The sequence below is a fragment of the Deinococcus rubellus genome (assembly GCF_025244745.1).
Lineage (GTDB): Bacteria > Deinococcota > Deinococci > Deinococcales > Deinococcaceae > Deinococcus > Deinococcus rubellus.
Genome location: NZ_CP104213.1, coordinates 1,212,704 through 1,229,573, shown reverse-complemented (window position 1 = coordinate 1,229,573; position 16,870 = coordinate 1,212,704). Strand labels below are relative to the sequence as shown.

At 65.0% G+C, this 16,870-nt stretch carries 18 protein-coding genes, 1 tRNA gene and 1 pseudogene; 9 read left to right on the top strand and 11 right to left on the bottom strand.

Annotation, left to right across the window (positions count from 1 at the left end):
* Positions 1-94: 94 nt before the first annotated feature.
* Positions 95-170, top strand: a tRNA-Lys gene (locus N0D28_RS06460).
* Positions 171-229: 59 nt separating this feature from the next.
* Here N0D28_RS06460 and N0D28_RS06455 read toward each other — a convergent pair.
* From N0D28_RS06455 to N0D28_RS06445, 3 genes are read right to left on the bottom strand one after another with little or no spacing between them, the layout of a single operon-like run.
* Positions 230-1,171 (bottom strand): LysR family transcriptional regulator, encoded by a 942-nt coding sequence (locus tag N0D28_RS06455; protein ID WP_260561547.1) that lies wholly within the window; start codon positions 1,169-1,171, stop codon positions 230-232.
* Between the two features lie 38 nt (positions 1,172-1,209).
* Complete coding sequence (locus N0D28_RS06450; protein WP_260561546.1) at positions 1,210-2,403, bottom strand: zinc-dependent alcohol dehydrogenase; 1,194 nt, start codon at positions 2,401-2,403, stop codon at positions 1,210-1,212.
* The gene (locus N0D28_RS06445) at positions 2,400-3,125 is read right to left on the bottom strand and encodes an SRPBCC family protein (protein WP_260561545.1); all 726 of its coding nucleotides are present in this window, start codon (positions 3,123-3,125) and stop codon (positions 2,400-2,402) included. Before N0D28_RS06445 ends, N0D28_RS06450 begins: the two co-directional genes overlap by 4 nt.
* 174 nt (positions 3,126-3,299) lie before the next feature.
* Between N0D28_RS06445 and N0D28_RS06440 the strand changes: the two genes are divergently transcribed.
* Positions 3,300-3,473 carry a hypothetical protein gene (locus N0D28_RS06440; protein ID WP_260561544.1) on the top strand — a complete coding sequence of 58 codons (174 nt, stop codon included), beginning with the start codon at positions 3,300-3,302 and terminating at the stop codon, positions 3,471-3,473.
* Between the two features lie 101 nt (positions 3,474-3,574).
* Here N0D28_RS06440 and N0D28_RS06435 read toward each other — a convergent pair whose 3' ends face one another.
* On the bottom strand, positions 3,575-4,048 hold the full coding sequence (locus tag N0D28_RS06435; protein ID WP_260561543.1) for a methylglyoxal synthase: 474 nt from the start codon (positions 4,046-4,048) through the stop codon (positions 3,575-3,577).
* Between the two features lie 80 nt (positions 4,049-4,128).
* Positions 4,129-4,596: a hypothetical protein gene (locus N0D28_RS06430; RefSeq protein ID WP_260561542.1), complete on the bottom strand. Its 468-nt coding sequence runs from the start codon at positions 4,594-4,596 to the stop codon at positions 4,129-4,131.
* Positions 4,597-4,783: 187 nt separating this feature from the next.
* Here N0D28_RS06430 and N0D28_RS06425 point away from each other — a divergent pair, with 187 nt between their 5' ends.
* The 3 genes from N0D28_RS06425 (at position 4,784) to N0D28_RS06415 (ending at position 6,209) form a co-directional block, all read left to right on the top strand.
* Positions 4,784-5,290, top strand: a complete 507-nt coding sequence (locus N0D28_RS06425) for a GNAT family N-acetyltransferase (protein WP_260561541.1) — start codon at positions 4,784-4,786, stop codon at positions 5,288-5,290.
* A gap of 197 nt (positions 5,291-5,487) precedes the next feature.
* The gene (locus N0D28_RS06420; protein ID WP_260561540.1) at positions 5,488-5,784 is read left to right on the top strand and encodes a hypothetical protein; all 297 of its coding nucleotides are present in this window, start codon (positions 5,488-5,490) and stop codon (positions 5,782-5,784) included.
* 86 nt (positions 5,785-5,870) lie between these two features.
* The gene (locus N0D28_RS06415; protein ID WP_260561539.1) at positions 5,871-6,209 is read left to right on the top strand and encodes a YraN family protein; all 339 of its coding nucleotides are present in this window, start codon (positions 5,871-5,873) and stop codon (positions 6,207-6,209) included.
* 51 nt (positions 6,210-6,260) lie between these two features.
* Here N0D28_RS06415 and N0D28_RS06410 read toward each other — a convergent pair whose 3' ends face one another.
* Together N0D28_RS06410 and dcd are read right to left on the bottom strand one after the other, a co-directional pair.
* Positions 6,261-6,482 (bottom strand): hypothetical protein, encoded by a 222-nt coding sequence (locus tag N0D28_RS06410; RefSeq protein WP_260561538.1) that lies wholly within the window; start codon positions 6,480-6,482, stop codon positions 6,261-6,263.
* Positions 6,483-6,546: 64 nt separating this feature from the next.
* A complete protein-coding gene (gene dcd, locus N0D28_RS06405) occupies positions 6,547-7,107 on the bottom strand; it encodes a dCTP deaminase (RefSeq protein ID WP_260561537.1) in 561 nt (186 codons plus the stop codon).
* Between the two features lie 76 nt (positions 7,108-7,183).
* On the opposite strand from dcd, the gene N0D28_RS06400 reads away from it, so the two are divergent.
* The 3 genes from N0D28_RS06400 (at position 7,184) to N0D28_RS06390 (ending at position 10,166) form a co-directional block, all read left to right on the top strand.
* The gene (locus N0D28_RS06400) at positions 7,184-7,924 is read left to right on the top strand and encodes a metallophosphoesterase family protein (RefSeq protein ID WP_260561849.1); all 741 of its coding nucleotides are present in this window, start codon (positions 7,184-7,186) and stop codon (positions 7,922-7,924) included.
* Positions 7,925-7,947: 23 nt separating this feature from the next.
* Positions 7,948-9,126 carry a hypothetical protein gene (locus N0D28_RS06395; protein ID WP_260561536.1) on the top strand — a complete coding sequence of 393 codons (1,179 nt, stop codon included), beginning with the start codon at positions 7,948-7,950 and terminating at the stop codon, positions 9,124-9,126.
* 89 nt (positions 9,127-9,215) lie between these two features.
* Positions 9,216-10,166 (top strand): aldo/keto reductase, encoded by a 951-nt coding sequence (locus N0D28_RS06390; RefSeq protein ID WP_260561535.1) that lies wholly within the window; start codon positions 9,216-9,218, stop codon positions 10,164-10,166.
* Here the strand turns inward: N0D28_RS06390 and N0D28_RS06385 are convergent.
* From N0D28_RS06385 to fba, 4 genes and pseudogenes are all read right to left on the bottom strand, one after another.
* A complete protein-coding gene (locus N0D28_RS06385) occupies positions 10,163-11,848 on the bottom strand; it encodes an adenine deaminase (protein ID WP_260561534.1) in 1,686 nt (561 codons plus the stop codon). The two genes, N0D28_RS06390 and N0D28_RS06385, sit on opposite strands and share 4 nt — an antisense overlap.
* Before the next feature lie 422 nt (positions 11,849-12,270).
* A complete protein-coding gene (locus tag N0D28_RS06380) occupies positions 12,271-13,440 on the bottom strand; it encodes an MFS transporter (protein ID WP_260561533.1) in 1,170 nt (389 codons plus the stop codon).
* A gap of 169 nt (positions 13,441-13,609) precedes the next feature.
* A pseudogene (locus N0D28_RS06375) lies at positions 13,610-14,407 on the bottom strand (IS5 family transposase).
* Between the two features lie 83 nt (positions 14,408-14,490).
* The gene (gene fba, locus N0D28_RS06370; RefSeq protein ID WP_260561532.1) at positions 14,491-15,408 is read right to left on the bottom strand and encodes a class II fructose-1,6-bisphosphate aldolase; all 918 of its coding nucleotides are present in this window, start codon (positions 15,406-15,408) and stop codon (positions 14,491-14,493) included.
* 178 nt (positions 15,409-15,586) lie between these two features.
* Here fba and N0D28_RS06365 point away from each other — a divergent pair, with 178 nt between their 5' ends.
* A complete protein-coding gene (locus tag N0D28_RS06365) occupies positions 15,587-16,822 on the top strand; it encodes an aminotransferase-like domain-containing protein (RefSeq protein WP_260561531.1) in 1,236 nt (411 codons plus the stop codon).
* Positions 16,823-16,870: the final 48 nt, after the last annotated feature.

Genomic DNA, 16,870 nt, shown 5'->3' with positions numbered 1-16,870 from the left:
CGCTGGTCTGACTCCATTGGTTTGACACGGCAGGCGGCAGGCCCATATACTCCCTTTCGCCCGTTATGATGGTCCTCAACGCGGCGAAGAACGTGGGATGTTAGCTCAGTTGGTAGAGCAGATGACTTTTAATCATCGGGTCGTAGGTTCGAGCCCTACACGTCCCACCACAGCAGCTCCGACAGAGAAACACCGTCCAGCACGGTGTTTTTTTTGGCTTTCCGACTGGTCACGATCCTGAGTCGGCGCTCTGACGGGCCTGGGTACGCACCGCCTCAGCGAGGGCCTGCACGTGCGGCAGGGCGGCCCGCCCCGGTCTGATGACCAGCCCGATGATCCGCTCCAGTGGCTCAGGCAAGGCCACTGCCACCAGTGCGGGCCGCAGCCCTGCCAGCCCCAGGCGCGGGAAGATGGTGATACCCAGCCCGTACTCCACCATCGAGAGAATCACGTCGTCCTCGTCGACCTCAGTGATGTTACGGCTGAGCGCTTTGTGACTTCTCAGAAATTCCAGCACCGGCTGGTTGGCCGGGTTGATCAGCGGCGGCAGCAGCAGCGGCTGCGCCTTCAGGTATGCCCAGGTCAGCGGGATAGGATGCCCGGTGCGCGTCACCACCAGGTAAGGGTCGTGCAGCAGCACCTCGAACAGCAGGCCCCCGGCAGCGTCCGGCGCTTCGATCAAACCCACGTCGGCCTCGCCGCTGCTCACAAAGCGCTGACCGCCCTGCCCGTCACGCCCGGCATCCAGCACCCGGATGTGCAACTCGGGATGTTCGGCATGCAGGCGGGCCAGTGCCGGGGCCAGCAGTTGCTGACCGATGCTGCGGTAGGTCGCCACCGTGAGCTGGCCGCTGAGGGTGCGCGCCGGGTTGGCGGCCAGTTGCAAATCCTGCACCGCCAGCAGCGCGTCGCGGGCGTAGCCGATGACCTGCAACCCGGTGGGCGTCAGGCTGACACCGCTGCGGGTACGCAGCAGCACCGCCTGACCCAGTGCTGTCTCAAGGGCGCGTACACCCTCGCTGAGGCTGCTCTGCGACATGCCCAGGCCCGCTGCCGCCGAGGAGAAACTGCCTTCATCGGCCACTGCCACGAACAGCCTAAGCTGTGCCAGCGTGATGGCTGAGCGTCCCTCGAAGAGCGGACCCGAGAAGCGCGGCCTGGGCGTGGTCACGCCCGCAGTCTAGCGGCTGATGGGCTGCCCAGTCACCTTCAGGCTGTGGCCGCCTTGCCCCAGGGATCAAGCACCACCTTGATACAGCCGTCGTGCTTGTCGCGGAAGGTCTTGTAGAGGGCCGGGGCCTCGTCGAGCGTGGCGCGGTGGGTGATGACGAAGCTGGGATCGATCTCGCCCGCCTCAATGCGCGAGAGCAGCGGCTTCAGGTAGCGGTGGGTGTGGGTCTGGCCCATTCTGAAAATGAGGCCCTTGGCGAAGGCCGCGCCCATCGGCATTTTATCGACCAGGCCGCCGTAAACGCCCGGCAAGCTGACGGTGCCGCCCTTGGCGCAGCTGAGGATGGCCCACCGCAGGGCGGTGATGCGGTCGAAGGTGAGTTTGAGCTTTTGCTCCACGCTGTCGAGCAGCGCGCCGGGGCCGTGCCCGTGCGCCTCCATGCCCACCGCGTCGATGACGTGGTCAGGGCCGCGCCCACCCGTCGCCTCGCGCAGTGCCACCAGCACGTCCACTTCCTCGTAGTTGATGGTTTCCAGGCCCGCCGCCGCCGCCATTCGCAGGCGCTCCGGTACGCGGTCCACGACGATCACCCGCGCCGCGCCGAGCATCTGGGCGCTGCGGGCAGCGAACTGACCCACCGGCCCCGCGCCGAACACCGCCACCACGTCGCGGCCCTTCACGATCTGGCAGTTTTCCGCCGCCTGATAGCCGGTGGGGAAAATGTCGGTCAGGAACAGCACCTGCTCGTCCGGCAGGTCGGGGCCGATCTTGAACGGTCCCACGTCGGCGAACGGCACCCGCACGAACTGGGCCTGCCCGCCCGCATAGCCGCCGTACATGTGCGAGTAGCCAAACAGGCCGCCGCCGCTGACCGCGCCGTAAAGAGCTTCGGCCATCCGGTGGTTGGGGTTGGAATTGTCGCAGGCGCTGTAAAAGCCGCGCTTGCACGGATCACACACCCCGCAGGCGATGTTGAACGGCACCACCACCCGGTCCCCGACCTTGAGGGTCTTGACGTCTTTGCCGACCTCCACGACCTCACCCATGAATTCGTGGCCGAGGATGTCCCCCTTTTCCATGCTGGGAATCCGGCCATCCAGGAGGTGCAGATCCGAGCCGCAGATGGCGGTGGACGACACCCGCACGATGGCGTCGGTGGGCAGCAACAGTTCCGGGTCCGGCACCTGCTCGACGCTGATGTGATTGGTCGATTGCCAGATCACTGCCTTCATTTGACACCTCCATTGGCAGGTGCTTTGGCCCGCCCACTGCTCTGACCCTGGGTGGTCGGGTGGAAACCGAGTTCCTGCTCGCGCTTGAAACGCATCAGATCGTCCCTGAGTTGCTGCGAGGGTTCCTGACCCAGCATTCGGGCGATGACCGGCCCCACTGTGCTGCCCGGCGCTCTGTACTTCAGGCGCACCACCACCTCGGTGCCGCGTTCGCCCGGCGCGGGCCGGAACAGCACCTCGCCGCTGTTCTCGATGTCGGCCCCCGGCAGGGACCGCCAGGCCAGGCGCTTGCCCGGTTCGTCGGCGGTGAGTTCAGCGTCCCAGCTCACGTCGCCCAGCGGCCCCTTGACGGTCCAGCGTGAGCGGCCCCCCTCCAACACCCTGACTTCCTGGAGGTGGCTCATTAGCGCGGGCAGGTTCTCCAGCCTTCTCCAGACGGCGTAGAGCGCTTCCGGCGGCTGGCCCACCGTCACCGCGTCGCTCACCAGCGTCTCGCCCTGGGTGTTCTCACGGATTTTCAGGGCCGTGCCGAGCGGGTTCGTGCCGCGCAGGGCCACCGCCACCAGCCCGGCCCCGGTTCCAGTCAGGGCCAGCCGCCCTATCCCCAGCTTGTGCGTCAGGCCGCCGCGCAGGCCCAGCGCCGCCAGACCCGTACCCAGGGCCACCAGCGTCCACTTTTCGGTGGGTTGGAAGACTGCTCCACGCGATTCTTGGTTGGTCATGGCGGTCACTGTGCACCGCCGCCGCGCCGCGCTGCCCGGAGTTGGCTTACTGTCTGGAGGCTGGCTGAACACTCGGTGGAGCCAGCCTCAAGGCTGCTGGCGAAATTCGTTCGGGCACATTCAACCATTCACGTCAAAGCAGAATAAAGCGCCGGGGCCGTGTAGAATGGAGGCATGACACAACCGAGTGAGGCCCCCGAGCGGGCAGGCGAAATCCTGATCAGCGGTGTGGACACTGGCCCTCTGGAGAGCGATAACGAGACGCCTACCGAGTCTCATGCCCGTTTCCAGGGCCTCACCAACCCGGAGCGCGGCAGCCAGCACGAACCGGACAACGAAGACGGCTGAAGACAGGATCACTGGAACTGCACTGCTCCGAACCTCCAGACCCACGCCAGCGAATTCCGGCGGCCGGGGCGAGGTCACCTAACACACGGCACCGAACGCCGTCAGCGCCCTTGCCCCGACAAAGATGAAACAGCGCCCGCCGCGTCCGCCTGCGCCTCCTCGCGTGCCAGCCACAGGATCAGCGCCTCAGCGCTGGCAGGGTTGGTTGCCAGCGGAATATCGTGAACGTCGCACAGCCGCACCAGGGCGCTCACGTCGGGTTCGTGCGGCTGGGCGGTCAGCGGGTCACGGAAAAAGAAGACCGCCCTCACCTGCTCCAGAGCGATTCTGGCCCCGATCTGCTGATCACCGCCCAGTGGCCCCGAGAGCACCCGCTCCACCTTGAGTCCGGTCTGCTTTTGCAGGATGCTGCCAGTGGTGCCAGTGGCGACCAGATGAAAGCGGGAGAGCAGTTCGCGGTGGCTGAGGGCAAACAGCGCCAGTTCGAGTTTCTTCTTGTCGTGGGCGATCAGTGCCACCTGATGTTTGCCGCTGCGGGTGTTGGAGGTGGACGACGGATTTTCGGGAGAAGCCATAGCGGCATTGTCGGGCACAACCACAGGCCAAAGCAAAAGCCCCGGCCATGACTCCACCGGGGCACTACGCTAAAGAGACTTTAGTTGCCGTTGTATTGCAGATCGTAATTGTTGAGGGCCAGGCTCGAAGAACCGCCGTTGCCGGTGTCGTAGACGTTCCAGCCCGCCTTGATGCCGGAATAGTACTGGTTCTCGCGCTGGGCATGAACCAACAGCTTGGTATTGGTGCGGCTTACCACCGTATCGCCGGTATCGAGGCGGTTGTTGTTGTTGGCGTCCTTGAACACCACCACCCGGTAAGTGCCGTAGCCGAGCGTCTTAGGCAAATCGAGAATAAAACCATTGGTAAGGTAGCGGTCGATGATCTGCGATTCGCTGCCGTCGGCGGTGTAGTTGCCGTTGCTGTAGCCGACCACCGCCAGCCTCAGGTTCGTGCCACTGGGGAAGCCGATCAGGTTGCCGCTGACATCTTTGGTGGTGGGGTTGCCGACCAGGGTGCAGGCCGAGAGCGAAGCGCCGAGGACGGCCAGAGCAAGGATTTTCTGCATGATAAGTAACCTCCTGTAAAGAGAAAGAGCTGACTTGAGAAAGCGGGACTTGACTCACCTTAACGGCTGCGGAGAGCATGGGCCAGCCCCAAACCATTGCTGCCCTTCTCATGAAATGTGTACACAAGCCTGATTTACCTCCCGATCGCTGACGGAGCATTACATCGGCAGGATGCAGACTGGGCCAATGTCGCCCACGATTCGCTGCTTGCAAGCCGAAGACGCCGCCCTCTACCGCCCGCTGCGGTTGCGCGCCCTCACCGAAGACCCCGCCGCTTATCTGACCAGCGCAGACGAATTTGCCGCCCGGTCCCTGGCCGACATCGCAGGGCAGTTGACCCCCTCCAAGACGGCTTTCACGCTGGGCGCTTTCGCGGGCGCAGAACTCGTCGGCATCGCCACCCTGGCAAGAGCGGAGCGGCCCAAGCAGCGTCACCGTGCCGAGGTGATGGGCGTGTACATGGCCCCAGGAGCGCGCGGGCAGGGTGCGGCGGCATCCCTGCTCGGCGAACTGATCCGGCAAGCGCGGCAGCTACCGGGACTGGACGTGCTGGGCCTGAGCGTCACCGACACCCAGCTTGCCGCCCGCACCCTCTACGGGAAGCTGGGCTTCACCGTCTGGGGGGTGCAGCCTGACGCGCTTCGGCAAGCTGGAATACCGCTAACCGAACTGCATCTGCAGCTGACGTTGTGAAGGACCACACCCCACCCTACGCCAAACCTCCACGGCGCGTGCGGCCCGTCTTCGCCAGTCAACCCCAAGCTGGTGGTCAAGGAAGGCCAGCGGCTTTCCCCACCCCAACGGAGGTTCACCATGATTCAGCCCACGACAATTCGCAAGGCCCAGCACAGGGCCAGGGCCAGATGGGTCAGCGTGGCCCGGCCAACAGAATGGCGAACCTGAAAGTCAGCTACTACAGCGGCGACCCGCTGGAGGGCGGCAAGCTGATCGGCACCGTCAAGCTGATGCCGCCCAGGCAGGCTGCGGCCCCTGGACCGGCACAGGCGGTGGGCCAGCGCCAGAACCCCCTCGCGGCCCAGGCCCCGGCGGGAGCCAGGTTCGCTGTGATCAAGGACACACGGGGCGGAGCGCGCATCATCGACCTCAGTCAGATGAATCAGCGGATGGACGGCCAGGGTGGGCGCGGCGGTTCGCGCTCCCAGGACGGCACGCCACCCCAGCGCTGAGACAGAGCCTTTTTGAGTCGTTCGGAACACCCCCCAGCTCGGAATCTGGGGGTGTTCGTCTGTCTGGCCACCTACGACTGAGCGGCATGAAAGGAGCCGACGCCGAGAACCGCGCCCTGGCCGCCTTGCTGGAACAGGGCCACACGCTGCTGGCCCGCAACTACCGCATTCCCGGCGGCGAGATCGATCTGGTCACCCGGCTGGGCGGGGTGTTCGTGTTCAGCGAGGTGAGGCAGCGCCGTAGCGCCAGATACGGCAGCGCTCTGGAAAGTGTGACATTGCGCAAGCTCGAACTCATGCAGCGGGCGGCCCTGACCTACCTCTTCCGTGAGCAGGGCCGCGATGATCTGCCGTGCCTGCTACAAGTCGTCAGCATCGAGGGTGAGGCAGCCAGCGGGGTGCTGAGCATCACGCCCATCGAGTAGCCAGCAAAAAGCGCCCCCTGAGAGGCGCTTCGCTGAATGGAAATGTTGAAATCAGCCCTGTTTGGATGCGGGGACGCTGCGGGCCTCTTCCAGGTCCTTTTTCGCCTTGACACCCTCGTGCTCGTTGTTGCGGGGCGCTTCGGCTTCGCGGTCGTTGGCCGACTTGAAAGAAGGCTTGTGGCCGTCCTCGATCTCGGCGACTTCCGTCTTGGTGCGGTCGTACTGGTCGGGCAGGCTGGTGTGACCCTTGTTCTTGTCGTCTTTGTCAGGCATACCGATCAGTCTGGGGGCCAACACCGAGGGGTCGCTGGCGCTTTGCTCAAGGTACGTTCAGAAATTAAAGCTTGGGCAAGGTGACGCCGCGCTGGCCCTGGTACTTTCCGGCCCGGTCACGGTAGGTCACCTCGGGGCGCTCACCCTCAAAAAACAGGAGTTGCACGCAGCCCTCGAAGGCGTACATCTTGGCCGGAAGCGGGGTGGTGTTGGAGAATTCGAGGGTGACGTGGCCTTCCCAGCCGGGTTCCAGCGGGGTGACGTTGGCGACGAGTCCGCACCTGGCATACGTCGATTTGCCCAGTGCCACCACCATCACATTGTCAGGAATCCGCATGTATTCGAGGCTGCGGGCCAGCGCGAACGAGTTGGGAGGAATAAGGATCTCGTTGGCCTGCACGTCCACAAAGCTGCGCTCGTCGAAATGCTTGGGATCGACAACGGCGCTGTTGACGTTGGTGAAGATCTTCCACTCGTCGGCGCAGCGCAGATCGTAACCGAAGCTGCTCAGCCCGTAGCTGATGACCTGCTGGTTCTCGGCAGTGCGGACCAGACGGTCCTCGAACGGCTCAATCATGCCGCCCAGGGCCAGCTCACGAATCCGCCAATCGGGAAGGATGCTCATTTCAGCAGTCTAGCGGGCCCCGCAAGGTAGGCTGAGCGGCGTGTCTGCCTCGCCCCCGCACCCGCCCACCACACCTCTGCGCCTGGCCCTGATCAGCGACGTTCACGGCAACGCCTTTGCTCTCGAATCGGTTCTGCAAGATGTACGTGCTACCGCACCCGACCTCATTCTCAATCTGGGCGATCAGGTGGAGGGGGCCGCCGATCCGGCACGCGCCTACGCCCTGCAAGCCGAACTGGGCGCGGTGGAGGTGCGGGGCAACAACGAGGAGAAGCTGTGGCCCGGCGGGCGGCGCAGTCCGCTGAGCCGGAAGTACGGCGCGTGGCTGGGGGCGCAGCTTGCCCCAGCAGCCCTGGCGCACCTGGCCGATTTGCCGCTGACGGTGCAGGTCGAAGGGGTGCTGGCCTGTCACGGCACGCCCGACTCGGCCTGGGAAAGCCTGCTGTGGGTCTGGCAGATCACCGGGCCGAACACCGGCTTCTACCGCAGCCGCGATCCGCGTGAGCTGCGCCGGATGCTGGAACCGCTCGCGGCGGACATGGTGGTCTGCGGCCACACCCACCGCCCCGGCAGCACGCGGGTGGGCGACACGCTGGTCATCAACGCTGGGGCGGTGTCAGATCAGGTGGACGGCGATCCCCGCGCCCGCTGGACCCTGCTGGAGCGCCGAAGCGGGCGCTGGACCGCCGACTTCCGGACCGTGACCTACGATATCGCAGCGGCGGTCCACTGGGCCGAGCAGCACAGCGACTTCGGCGAGGGTGAGGCCGAATTGCTGGAAAGCGGCGAGATGACGGTGCGCGGCGATCCGGGCTGAGGAGTGCAGGCTAAACTGGCCGCATGACACTGGTAAACGAACGGGCCGCCGTCTGGACATTCGGGCTGGCCGCTGTCGCTGGCCTGTGTTCGTCCGTGCAAGCCGCCCCGCCCACCCCAGCGCCCCTGTGCGGCGGTCAGGCAGGGCTGCCCGGCTGGTTTGCACCAGGAATCTACAGCGGCACGCTCGGCCAGCAGCGCGTCACCCTGCAACTCAAAGTCCCCGGCACGGACGACGACGCGGTGGGCGCTTACTTCTACGCCTCACGCCAGATTGACCTGGCCCTGCGCGGCAGCCACCGGGGCAGCGCCTTGGTGCTGGCCGAGGAGGTCTGGGCCGGACCGGAGAAGGGGCTGCAAACGACCGGCTGCCTGACCCTGAACCACGCCGCAGGGCAGCACCTCACGGGGGAATGGAAGAGTCTGCAAGGCAAAAATTTACAGGGCAGACGCCTGGCCGTGAGCCTCGCGCCACTGAAGGTGAAGGCGCTGCCGCTGAAGCTCCTCAACACGCCGGGCCTGCGCCAGTTACGCGCCGAGCAGCCGCTGACCTTCCTCAAACTCAACACCGCCTGGGCAAGAGTGACGGGCGGAGCAACCATGGGTGCTGTCCGCGAGCCACTGACCGGCATCGTCTATCCGCGCGTGGCGGGTGCGCCAGCGGCCCTGAGCGGCGCGCTGCAAGACCGGCAACTGCTGGCCGCCGCCGCCGCCCTCGACTGCAAGGCGCAAATCGGCGACAGTCCGTCCGACCAGGGCGACGGCTTCACGCTTGACGCCGCCGTGACCCGGCTGACGCCCCGGCTCGTGAGCCTGCACGAGAGCGCCAACTACTACTGCGGCGGAGCGCACCCCGACAACTTCGATACCGGCCTGATTCTGGACCGGCAAAGCGGGCAGATGGTCAAGTTCGCAGCGCTATGGCCGGGGCTAAACGCACAGAAACAATTCGAGCGCTACACCACGAAGTACCCCAAAGCGCAGGGGGCCGATTGCCTGGACGCTGTCAAGACTGGCGCACCCAACGCCGCCGACGGCCCCGCCTTCACCGGCTGGCTGACCCCCAGTGGGCTGACGCTCGTTCCCACCTTCCTGCCGCATGTGGTCGCCGCCTGCGCCGAGGCGGTCACACTGACTTACACCGAACTGCGCCGCCTGGCCGATCCTCACGGCCCTTACTTCGCTGACCTGGACCTCCGCTGACCCGCGCCAACAGGCCACGCCCCTTTTAGACCCTGCTCTTTTTAGATCCTGCTCACGCCCGGCGCATCCGGGCAGCCCAGCATGGGGGTATGGAACAACGCACACTCGGCAAGAACGGCCCCAAAGTCTCAGCAGTGGGCCTGGGCTGCAACAACTTCGGCGCGCGGCTCGATCAGACAGCCACCAATACGGTGGTGAGGGCCGCGCTCTCGCAGGGCATCACGCTGTTCGACACCGCCGACGTCTACGGTAACCGGGGCGGCTCGGAGGAGATGCTCGGCAGGGCGCTGGGTAAGGAGCGTGGGGCCATCATCCTGGCCAGCAAGTTCGGGCATGACATGGGCGAAGCGGGCAAGGGCGCGGCCCCGGCCTACATCCGCCGGGCGCTGGCCGCCAGTCTCAAGCGCCTGGGCACCGACTACCTCGACCTCTATCAGCTCCACACCCCCGATTCCGAGACGCCACTGGCCGATACACTCGGCACACTCGACGAGCTGGTCAGGGAAGGCGTGGTGCGGGCAGTGGGCTGCTCGAACCTCAGCGCCGCGCAGGTGCAGGAAGCCGCCCGCCTCACAAGAGAGAAGGGGCAGACACCGTTCATCTGCGCCCAGGACGAGTACAGCCTGCTGGTGCGGGACATCGAGGCCGAGCTGATTCCGGTGCTAAGCGACCTGGACATGGGCCTGCTGCCGTACTTCCCGCTGGCCAGCGGCCTCCTGAGCGGCAAGTACCAGCCGGGCCAGATTCCCGAGGGCACCCGCTTCGCCTCGTCGCAGGGCGCGCAGGACCGCTACATGACGCCGCAGAACTGGGACAGGGTGGCCGCGCTACGCTCGTTTGCCGAGCAAAAGGGGCACAATCTGCTCGAACTGGCCTTCAGCTGGCTGGCCGCGCAGCCCGTGGTCAGCAGCGTGATCGCCGGGGCCACCCGCCCGGAGCAGATCGAGCAGAACGTGGCCGCAGCCTCGTGGCAGCTCAGCGCCGAGGACCTCAGCGAGATTGACCGCATCACCGGCAAGCAAACTGAGGCCACAGTCTAAAGTCCAGCGTCCTCCTCGTTCAGCAGTGCCCAGGCCCGCACGTCCAGCAGCCCGGCAGGCGTCAATTTGAGGTCGGGAATGACACTCAGGCCCAGGAAACTGAGGGTGGTCAGCGCTTCGGGCAGCAGGCAGCCGCGCTCGTGCAGGGCCGTCTGGATGCCCTGTACCCGTGCAGCCACCTCTGCGGGCGGCAAATCGCTCATCAGGCCGCCGTAGGGCAGCGGTAGGCTGGCGATGACCTCGCCTCTGTCCACAATCACCACACCGCCCCCGAGCTGCTCGACGGCCAGCCCCGCTGCCCGGATGTCGGCGTCCCCCTCTGGTCCGGCGGCCCCGGCCATCACCAGATGGTGGGCGTCGTGCAGCACACTGAGCGCCACCGCGCCGCACTGCAGCCCGATGCCATGGGTCCAGGCGGCACTGATCAGCCCGCGCCCGTAGCGGTCCACGACGACCAGCTTGGTGTCGCCGCTGCCGGGTGCAGCTATGTAGGTCTCGATCTGGTCGGACCGCACACCGATGACCGGCCAGTGCGGCGGCACACTCAGGTCAGCTTGCTCAAGGCCTACTACATTCACCCCACCGCCAGGCAGGGGCGGGGTCAGCGCGGGCGAACTGAGCGCCGAGAGTGGTTGCCCACCGAGCCAGCACTCGGCCACCCCGAAATTCGTGAGGTCGTTGAGCAGCACCAGATCGGCGCGGAAGCCGGGGCCGATCACACCCACATCGTGCAGACCCCAGTACTCGGCAGGGTTGCAGGTGACCAGACCCAGAGCGTAGAGCGGATCGATGCCAAAGGCTACCAGTTGCCGGAGCTGATGATCGAGGTGGCCGCGCTCCAGCAGCCAGTCGGCCCCGATGTCGTCACTGACCAGTAGGGCACGGCGCGGCATGGAGCGCAGCACCGGCGTGAGTGCGGCCAGATTGCGTGCCGCCGATCCCTCACGCACCATCAGCCACAGCCCGGCACGCAGGCGATCAAGGGCCTCGGCCTGGGTGGTCGCCTCGTGATCGGAGTGGATGCCCGCCGCCGCGTAGGCTTGCAGCCGATCGCCACTCAGCCCCGCCGCGTGGCCGTCAATGCGCTTGCCGCGCGCCGCTTCCAGCGTGGCCCACACTGCCGCGTCCTGGCCCAGCACGCCGGGATAGTTCATCATCTCGGCCAGACCCAGCACCCCCGGCACCTTCAGGCCGCGCCCGATGTCGGCTGGCTCCAGCCGCACGCCGCCCTGCTCGAACACGCTGGCGGGCACACAAGACGGCTGCGAGGCCCACATCCTCACCCCGCTGCTGGCTCCAGCCTCCAGCATCCAGCGCAGGCCCGCCTCGCCCAGCACGTTCACGATCTCGTGCGGCTCGGCTATTACCCCAGTCGTGCCGCGTGGCCGCACGGCACGGGCGAAACTGGCCGGAGTCATCAGGCTCGACTCAATGTGAATGTGCGCATCGATGAAACCGGGCGAGAGATACTTGCCGTCCGCGTCGAACACCTCGGCAGCCCAGTAGTCCGGCCCCACCGCCGCGATGGAGCCGCCCGCGATGGCCACGTCGCCGCTCAGCAGTTCGCGGGTGGTCACGCTGACGATCTGGGCGTTGCGAATGACCAGATCGGCGGGTTCCTGCCTGAGGGCGACGCGCACGAGGCGTTGGCGCAGGGCCGTTTCGGGGGAAGAATCGGGCATGGGCCAATGTAATGTACTGGGCGACAGATTGTGGGAGGCTTCAGCTTATGGCACTTGCGTTCACTCCTCCCCCCACCGGGCAGGCGTCCTCAAGGGCGTCCGCTCCCTCCCCGGTGGGGAGTGGGAACAGGTCGCTCTCCTGTGGAGCTGTACCAGTCCGCTCGGGATGAAGCTTCCAGCGTTCCCAGTAACCGCTTACACCAACACTCCAGACTGTCGTGCGGTCATGGAGTGTCGCTGTGCCGAAGACTTGCCCGGCTAGCCAGGCTAGAATGCGAAATTGGTTTCAGGTTTTTCTTCCCCACTCTCTTTATGGGAACAGGTCGCGGGAGAGGCGAGGGTTGGGGAGGGGATGAATGAGTGAAGTGGTTGTCGTTTCAGTCAGTCCGCCGATCTGCCCTCACTGCAAAGAGCCAGGCCACTCACCCGAATTGCTGCTTTTGCGGCTCCGGCAGGCGGTAAGCCAGGTACACACTGGGCAGCAGCAGCAGCACGGCGCACAGGGCAGCGATGCTGGGCGAGGTCGCGTCGGCCAGGAAGCCCACCAGGAAGATCAGCATTCCAGCAAATCCCCACGAGAACCCCATCATGATGCTGCTGGCCACCGCGATGTGCCCCGGCGCGTATTCCTGGGCGGTGACGACGCCCACCGGAACGCTGGAATTGACCGCCGCGCCCACCAGAAAGGTCAGCGGATAAAACCACCACTGGCCGGGGTTGGAGTAGATCAGGGCGGCGAACAGCGGCAGGGTGGCGAGGATGGCACTCCGCAGCACCGGCACCCGCCCGATCTTGTCTGAGATGCGCCCACCCACGATGCCGCCCAGCGCCGAGGCCACCGCGAATACTGCCAGCGTGATGGCCACTTCCCTCAGGCCGTAGCCGCGCTCCACCAGAATGAACGGCAGCATGGTGTTATAGCCGATACTGGCCAGGCTCCGCAGCACCGCCATGCTCCACAGCGTCACCATCGGACCTCTGAAGATACCCAGATAAGCCTTGAGGGTCAGGCGCTTGGCCGCCGGGTGGTAGTCAGGCGTGATGAGATAACTGATGACACCGATGACCAGACCGATCAGGCCGAACCAGTGGAGGTGTTGCAGGCCCGCGCTGGCAAACACCGGTCCCAGCGCCATACCCGCCGTGCCGCCCGCGCTGAATAGGCTGGCCCACAACCCACGCTGGCTGGTCGGACTGGAACGCGCCACGTAGGCCGCGCCCGACGGGTGAAAAAATCCGCTGCCCAGCCCCGCCACTGCCACCAGCAGCATCAACGCCCCGAACCAGGGCACGAACCCAATCAGGGTCAGGCCCAGCCCGGTGAAGACCGGTCCGAAGGCGGCCATCAGTCGGCTGCCCAGGCGCTCGCCAATGACGCCCAGCAGCGGCTGCAATACGCTGCTGGTCAGCGCGAAGATGCTGGAGAGCAGTGTGATGGCCGCAATGCTGACTCCGAATTTGCTTTGCAGCGCCGGTCCCAAGGGAGTCAGCATCGCACCGTAGGCGTCATTGATCAGATGGCCCAGCGTCACTGCCGTCGCAATGGCGGCTCCACTCTGAAAAGCGCGCGTTGTCACTATTCCCGTGCTCATTCTTATTCGCCCCTGCTGCCCGACTTGGCCCGACTCTTTTCACGTCAAGCTAACACGCGGGTGGGCAGCGGCCCTAGGCATAATGCAGTATTGACAAACGGCATCCACGATCTAAAAAAACCGCCCCCATCTCGGAGACGGCCTTCTAATCTAGAGGCTGGTGGACAGCCTATCCAAGGATGGGCCTGAGTTTAGTCAGTAACAGAACGCAGGCGGCGACGAAGTGGAAGCCGATCAAGGTCGAGGACAGCCGTTCCAGATCACGCCCCAATCGACGAAAGCGCGACAACCACGCCAGCGAACGTTCCACCACCCATCGTTTCGGCAGCAAGACAAATCCCCGTGAAGCGTCCGGACGCTTCACGACGATCAACTCAATATTGCTTTTGCGCGCCGCATTCTGCGCTTGTTCTCCGGTGTAGCCCTGATCGGCAAATACGACCTCCAGCATCCCACCTGTGAGCTCCTGGGCGCTGTGACACAGCGCCTCTACCTGCGCGCGATCCTGTTCGTTGGCCGGCGACGTGGTCAAGGTCAACAGGTGACCCAGCGTATCCACCGCCAGATGGACCTTGGTACCCTTGCGCTTCTTCGCTCCATCGAACCCGGCACGGTGACCACTTTCCGGGGTGCTTTGCAACGTGCGGCTGTCGATGATGATCGCCGTCGGCTCGCCGGCACGTTGCTGTTGAACGCGACTGAGCATCCGTCAGTCGTGTACGGCGTTCTCAAAGCACCCCGCTTCGAACCACCGCTTCGCCTGACTGCGGACCACTTCTGCTGGTGGAAGATCGTGCGGCAGAAATGCCCATTGCGCCCCCGTTCGACTCATCCACAACAACGCATTCAAGACCTCTCGCAGCGGAAATTTCCGCTGCGGGGCATCCTCAGGGGTTAAGGCCAGGTACGGCAATAAAAAGTGGTACGTCTCGTCATCTACATCACTTGGGTACGCACGGCGATCCATCCGTCCAGTTTGCCAGCGACAAAATCATCCCGTCAAACTTCGATTCCCTCTCAACCAGCCTCTAGGTGTGACGGATGCGGCGTTTAAGCTTTCCCGACGCTCCCCAGCACCCGCATCTTGTGCTCGATGACCTGGGACATCACGTCGCGGGCCGGGCCGAAGATCTTGCGGGGATCGAACTCTTTGGGATTGGCGTGCAGCACCTCGCGGATGCCCACCGTGCTGGCCAGCCGCAGATCGGTATCCACGTTGACCTTGGCGATGCCGTGCTGGCAGGCCTGGCGCAGATCATCGTCGTCGATTCCCGCTGCCTCGCCAATCTCGCCGCCCGAATCGCGGAAGCGCTGCACGATGTCGGCGGGCACGCCGCTCGATCCGTGCGCCACCAGCGGAATGGAGGTCATCTCACCGATTCTGGCGATGCGGGCCTGATCGATGTAGGGGCGGCCCTTGCCCTTGTACGCGCCGTGCGAGGTGCCGATGGCAATCGCCAGGTAATCGGTACCGGTCTGCTCGATGAAGCGCACCGCCTCCTCGGGATCGGTCAGGAAGGCGTCCTTCTCGTCCACGATGATGTTCTCTTCGATGCCGCCCAGACGGCCCAGTTCCGACTCCACACTGATGCCCATGGCGTGCGCGGCCTCGACGACGCGGCGGGTCTCGGCCACATTGTCGTCAAAGGTGTGGTGCGAGGCGTCGATCATCACCGAGGTAAAGCCCATCCGGATGGCGTTGAGGGCGCTGGCATACGAGGAACCGTGATCGAGATGCAGGGCGACCGGCACAGTGGCGCGGGCGGCGATGTCCTTGACGATGTTCGCCAGGTCCTGCCCGCCGTACTTGATGGCCCCCTCGCTCATCTGCACGATGACCGGCGAGCGGAGTTTCTCGGCGGTGTGAATGATCGCCTGGGTGATTTCCATATTGTTGGTGTTGAACGCGCCGACGCCGTATTTGCCAGCGCGGGCGGGAACCAGAATGTCTGAGCCGGTGACGAGCATAGTTGTTCCTCCTGAATGAATGGGGCTTGAAGCCTTGCGCCCAACACCATAGCAAGCGCGGCGCGGCGACCCTGGAATTGACATAGGTGGGGCAATTCCAGCCACATTCCGAAATACCCGGATGACCGGGGTGGGGGGCCGCTTGGCCTTCTCAGGGGGCCGGGGAGTAGCATGCAGCATGACGATCACCGACATGCCCAGCACGACCACCTGGAATGCGGCCTACTGGAATTCGCGCCTGAGCAGCCGCGCCCAGATCATGACCGCCAGCGCCATCCGCGAGATCCTGAAGATCACCCAAGAGCCGGACGTGATCTCGTTTGCGGGCGGCCTCCCGGCTCCGGAACTGTTTCCGCTGGACGCCATGAAGCAGGCCTTCACCACCGTGATGGAGAAGTACGGTCCCGCCGCGCTGCAATACTCCACCACCGAGGGCCACCTGCCGCTGCGCGAATGGATTGGCCGTCAGAGCAATATTCCGCCCCAGAATGTACAGATCATGACCGGCAGCCAGCAGGGTCTCGATCTGCTCGGCAAGGTGCTGATCTCGGAAGGCGACGTGGTGCTGGTCGAAAGCCCCACCTATCTGGGGGCCTTGCAGAGTTTCCAGCCGTACCTGCCGCACTATGTGGAGATGCCCACCGACGAGCAGGGCATCGACGTGGACGCGCTCGAAACTCTGCTGAAAACCACCCCGGCCAAGCTGCTCTACGCCGTGCCGAACTTCCAGAATCCCACCGGGCGCACCCTCAGTTTGGAGCGCCGCAAGCGTCTGGTTGAGCTGACCGACCGCTACGGTGTGATGGTCATCGAGGACGATCCCTACGGCAAACTGCGCTTCACTGGCAGTGAACTGCCCAGCCTCTACCAGATCGCACTGGAGCGGGCAGGCGGCGACCCCGATCAGGTCAACGTTATTTATTCGTCGAGCTTTTCCAAAACCCTGGCTCCGGGGCTGCGCGACGCCTGGGTGCAGGCGGCCATGCCGATCATCCAGAAGCTGATTCAGGCCAAGCAGGGCGCGGACCTTCACACGCCCACCCTCAACCAGATGATGATCGCCGAACTGCTCGACGACACCCTGCCGCGTCAGATCGAGATCGTCAAGAAGGCCTACGGCGAGCGTGCCCAGCAGATGCTCGCCCAGATCGGTCAGCACTTCCCCGAGGGCGCGCAGCACACCGTGCCGCAGGGCGGGATGTTTCTGTGGGTCACCTTGCCGGAAGGCGTCAACACGACGGCGCTGCTGAGTAAGGCGGTGGAGCGCAAGGTCGCCTACGTGCCGGGCAGCCCCTTCTACGCGCTGGGCGGCGGCGAGAACACCCTGCGCCTGAGCTACTCCAACGCCACGCCCGAGCAAATCGAACGGGGCATGAGGGCGCTGGGCGAAACATTTACCGAAGCGCTGGGCTGAGCTTCCTTGGCTGACCGGGCTGGGGGCTGATCAGCGCGCCCAGTCCGG

Bases quoted from the DNA above. Each gene is read 5' to 3' on its own strand.
- N0D28_RS06450 (WP_260561546.1), bottom strand. From the start codon at position 2,403: ATGAAGGCAGTGATCTGGCAATCGACCAATCACATCAGCGTCGAGCAG.
- N0D28_RS06445 (WP_260561545.1), bottom strand. From the start codon at position 3,125: ATGACCAACCAAGAATCGCGTGGAGCAGTCTTCCAACCCACCGAAAAG.
- N0D28_RS06440 (WP_260561544.1), top strand. From the start codon at position 3,300: ATGACACAACCGAGTGAGGCCCCCGAGCGGGCAGGCGAAATCCTGATC.
- N0D28_RS06435 (WP_260561543.1), bottom strand. From the start codon at position 4,048: ATGGCTTCTCCCGAAAATCCGTCGTCCACCTCCAACACCCGCAGCGGC.
- N0D28_RS06430 (WP_260561542.1), bottom strand. From the start codon at position 4,596: ATGCAGAAAATCCTTGCTCTGGCCGTCCTCGGCGCTTCGCTCTCGGCC.
- N0D28_RS06425 (WP_260561541.1), top strand. From the start codon at position 4,784: ATGTCGCCCACGATTCGCTGCTTGCAAGCCGAAGACGCCGCCCTCTAC.
- N0D28_RS06420 (WP_260561540.1), top strand. From the start codon at position 5,488: ATGGCGAACCTGAAAGTCAGCTACTACAGCGGCGACCCGCTGGAGGGC.
- N0D28_RS06415 (WP_260561539.1), top strand. From the start codon at position 5,871: ATGAAAGGAGCCGACGCCGAGAACCGCGCCCTGGCCGCCTTGCTGGAA.
- N0D28_RS06410 (WP_260561538.1), bottom strand. From the start codon at position 6,482: ATGCCTGACAAAGACGACAAGAACAAGGGTCACACCAGCCTGCCCGAC.
- dcd (WP_260561537.1), bottom strand. From the start codon at position 7,107: ATGAGCATCCTTCCCGATTGGCGGATTCGTGAGCTGGCCCTGGGCGGC.
- N0D28_RS06395 (WP_260561536.1), top strand. From the start codon at position 7,948: ATGACACTGGTAAACGAACGGGCCGCCGTCTGGACATTCGGGCTGGCC.
- N0D28_RS06390 (WP_260561535.1), top strand. From the start codon at position 9,216: ATGGAACAACGCACACTCGGCAAGAACGGCCCCAAAGTCTCAGCAGTG.
- N0D28_RS06385 (WP_260561534.1), bottom strand. From the start codon at position 11,848: ATGCCCGATTCTTCCCCCGAAACGGCCCTGCGCCAACGCCTCGTGCGC.
- N0D28_RS06380 (WP_260561533.1), bottom strand. From the start codon at position 13,440: ATGAGCACGGGAATAGTGACAACGCGCGCTTTTCAGAGTGGAGCCGCC.
- fba (WP_260561532.1), bottom strand. From the start codon at position 15,408: ATGCTCGTCACCGGCTCAGACATTCTGGTTCCCGCCCGCGCTGGCAAA.
- N0D28_RS06365 (WP_260561531.1), top strand. From the start codon at position 15,587: ATGACGATCACCGACATGCCCAGCACGACCACCTGGAATGCGGCCTAC.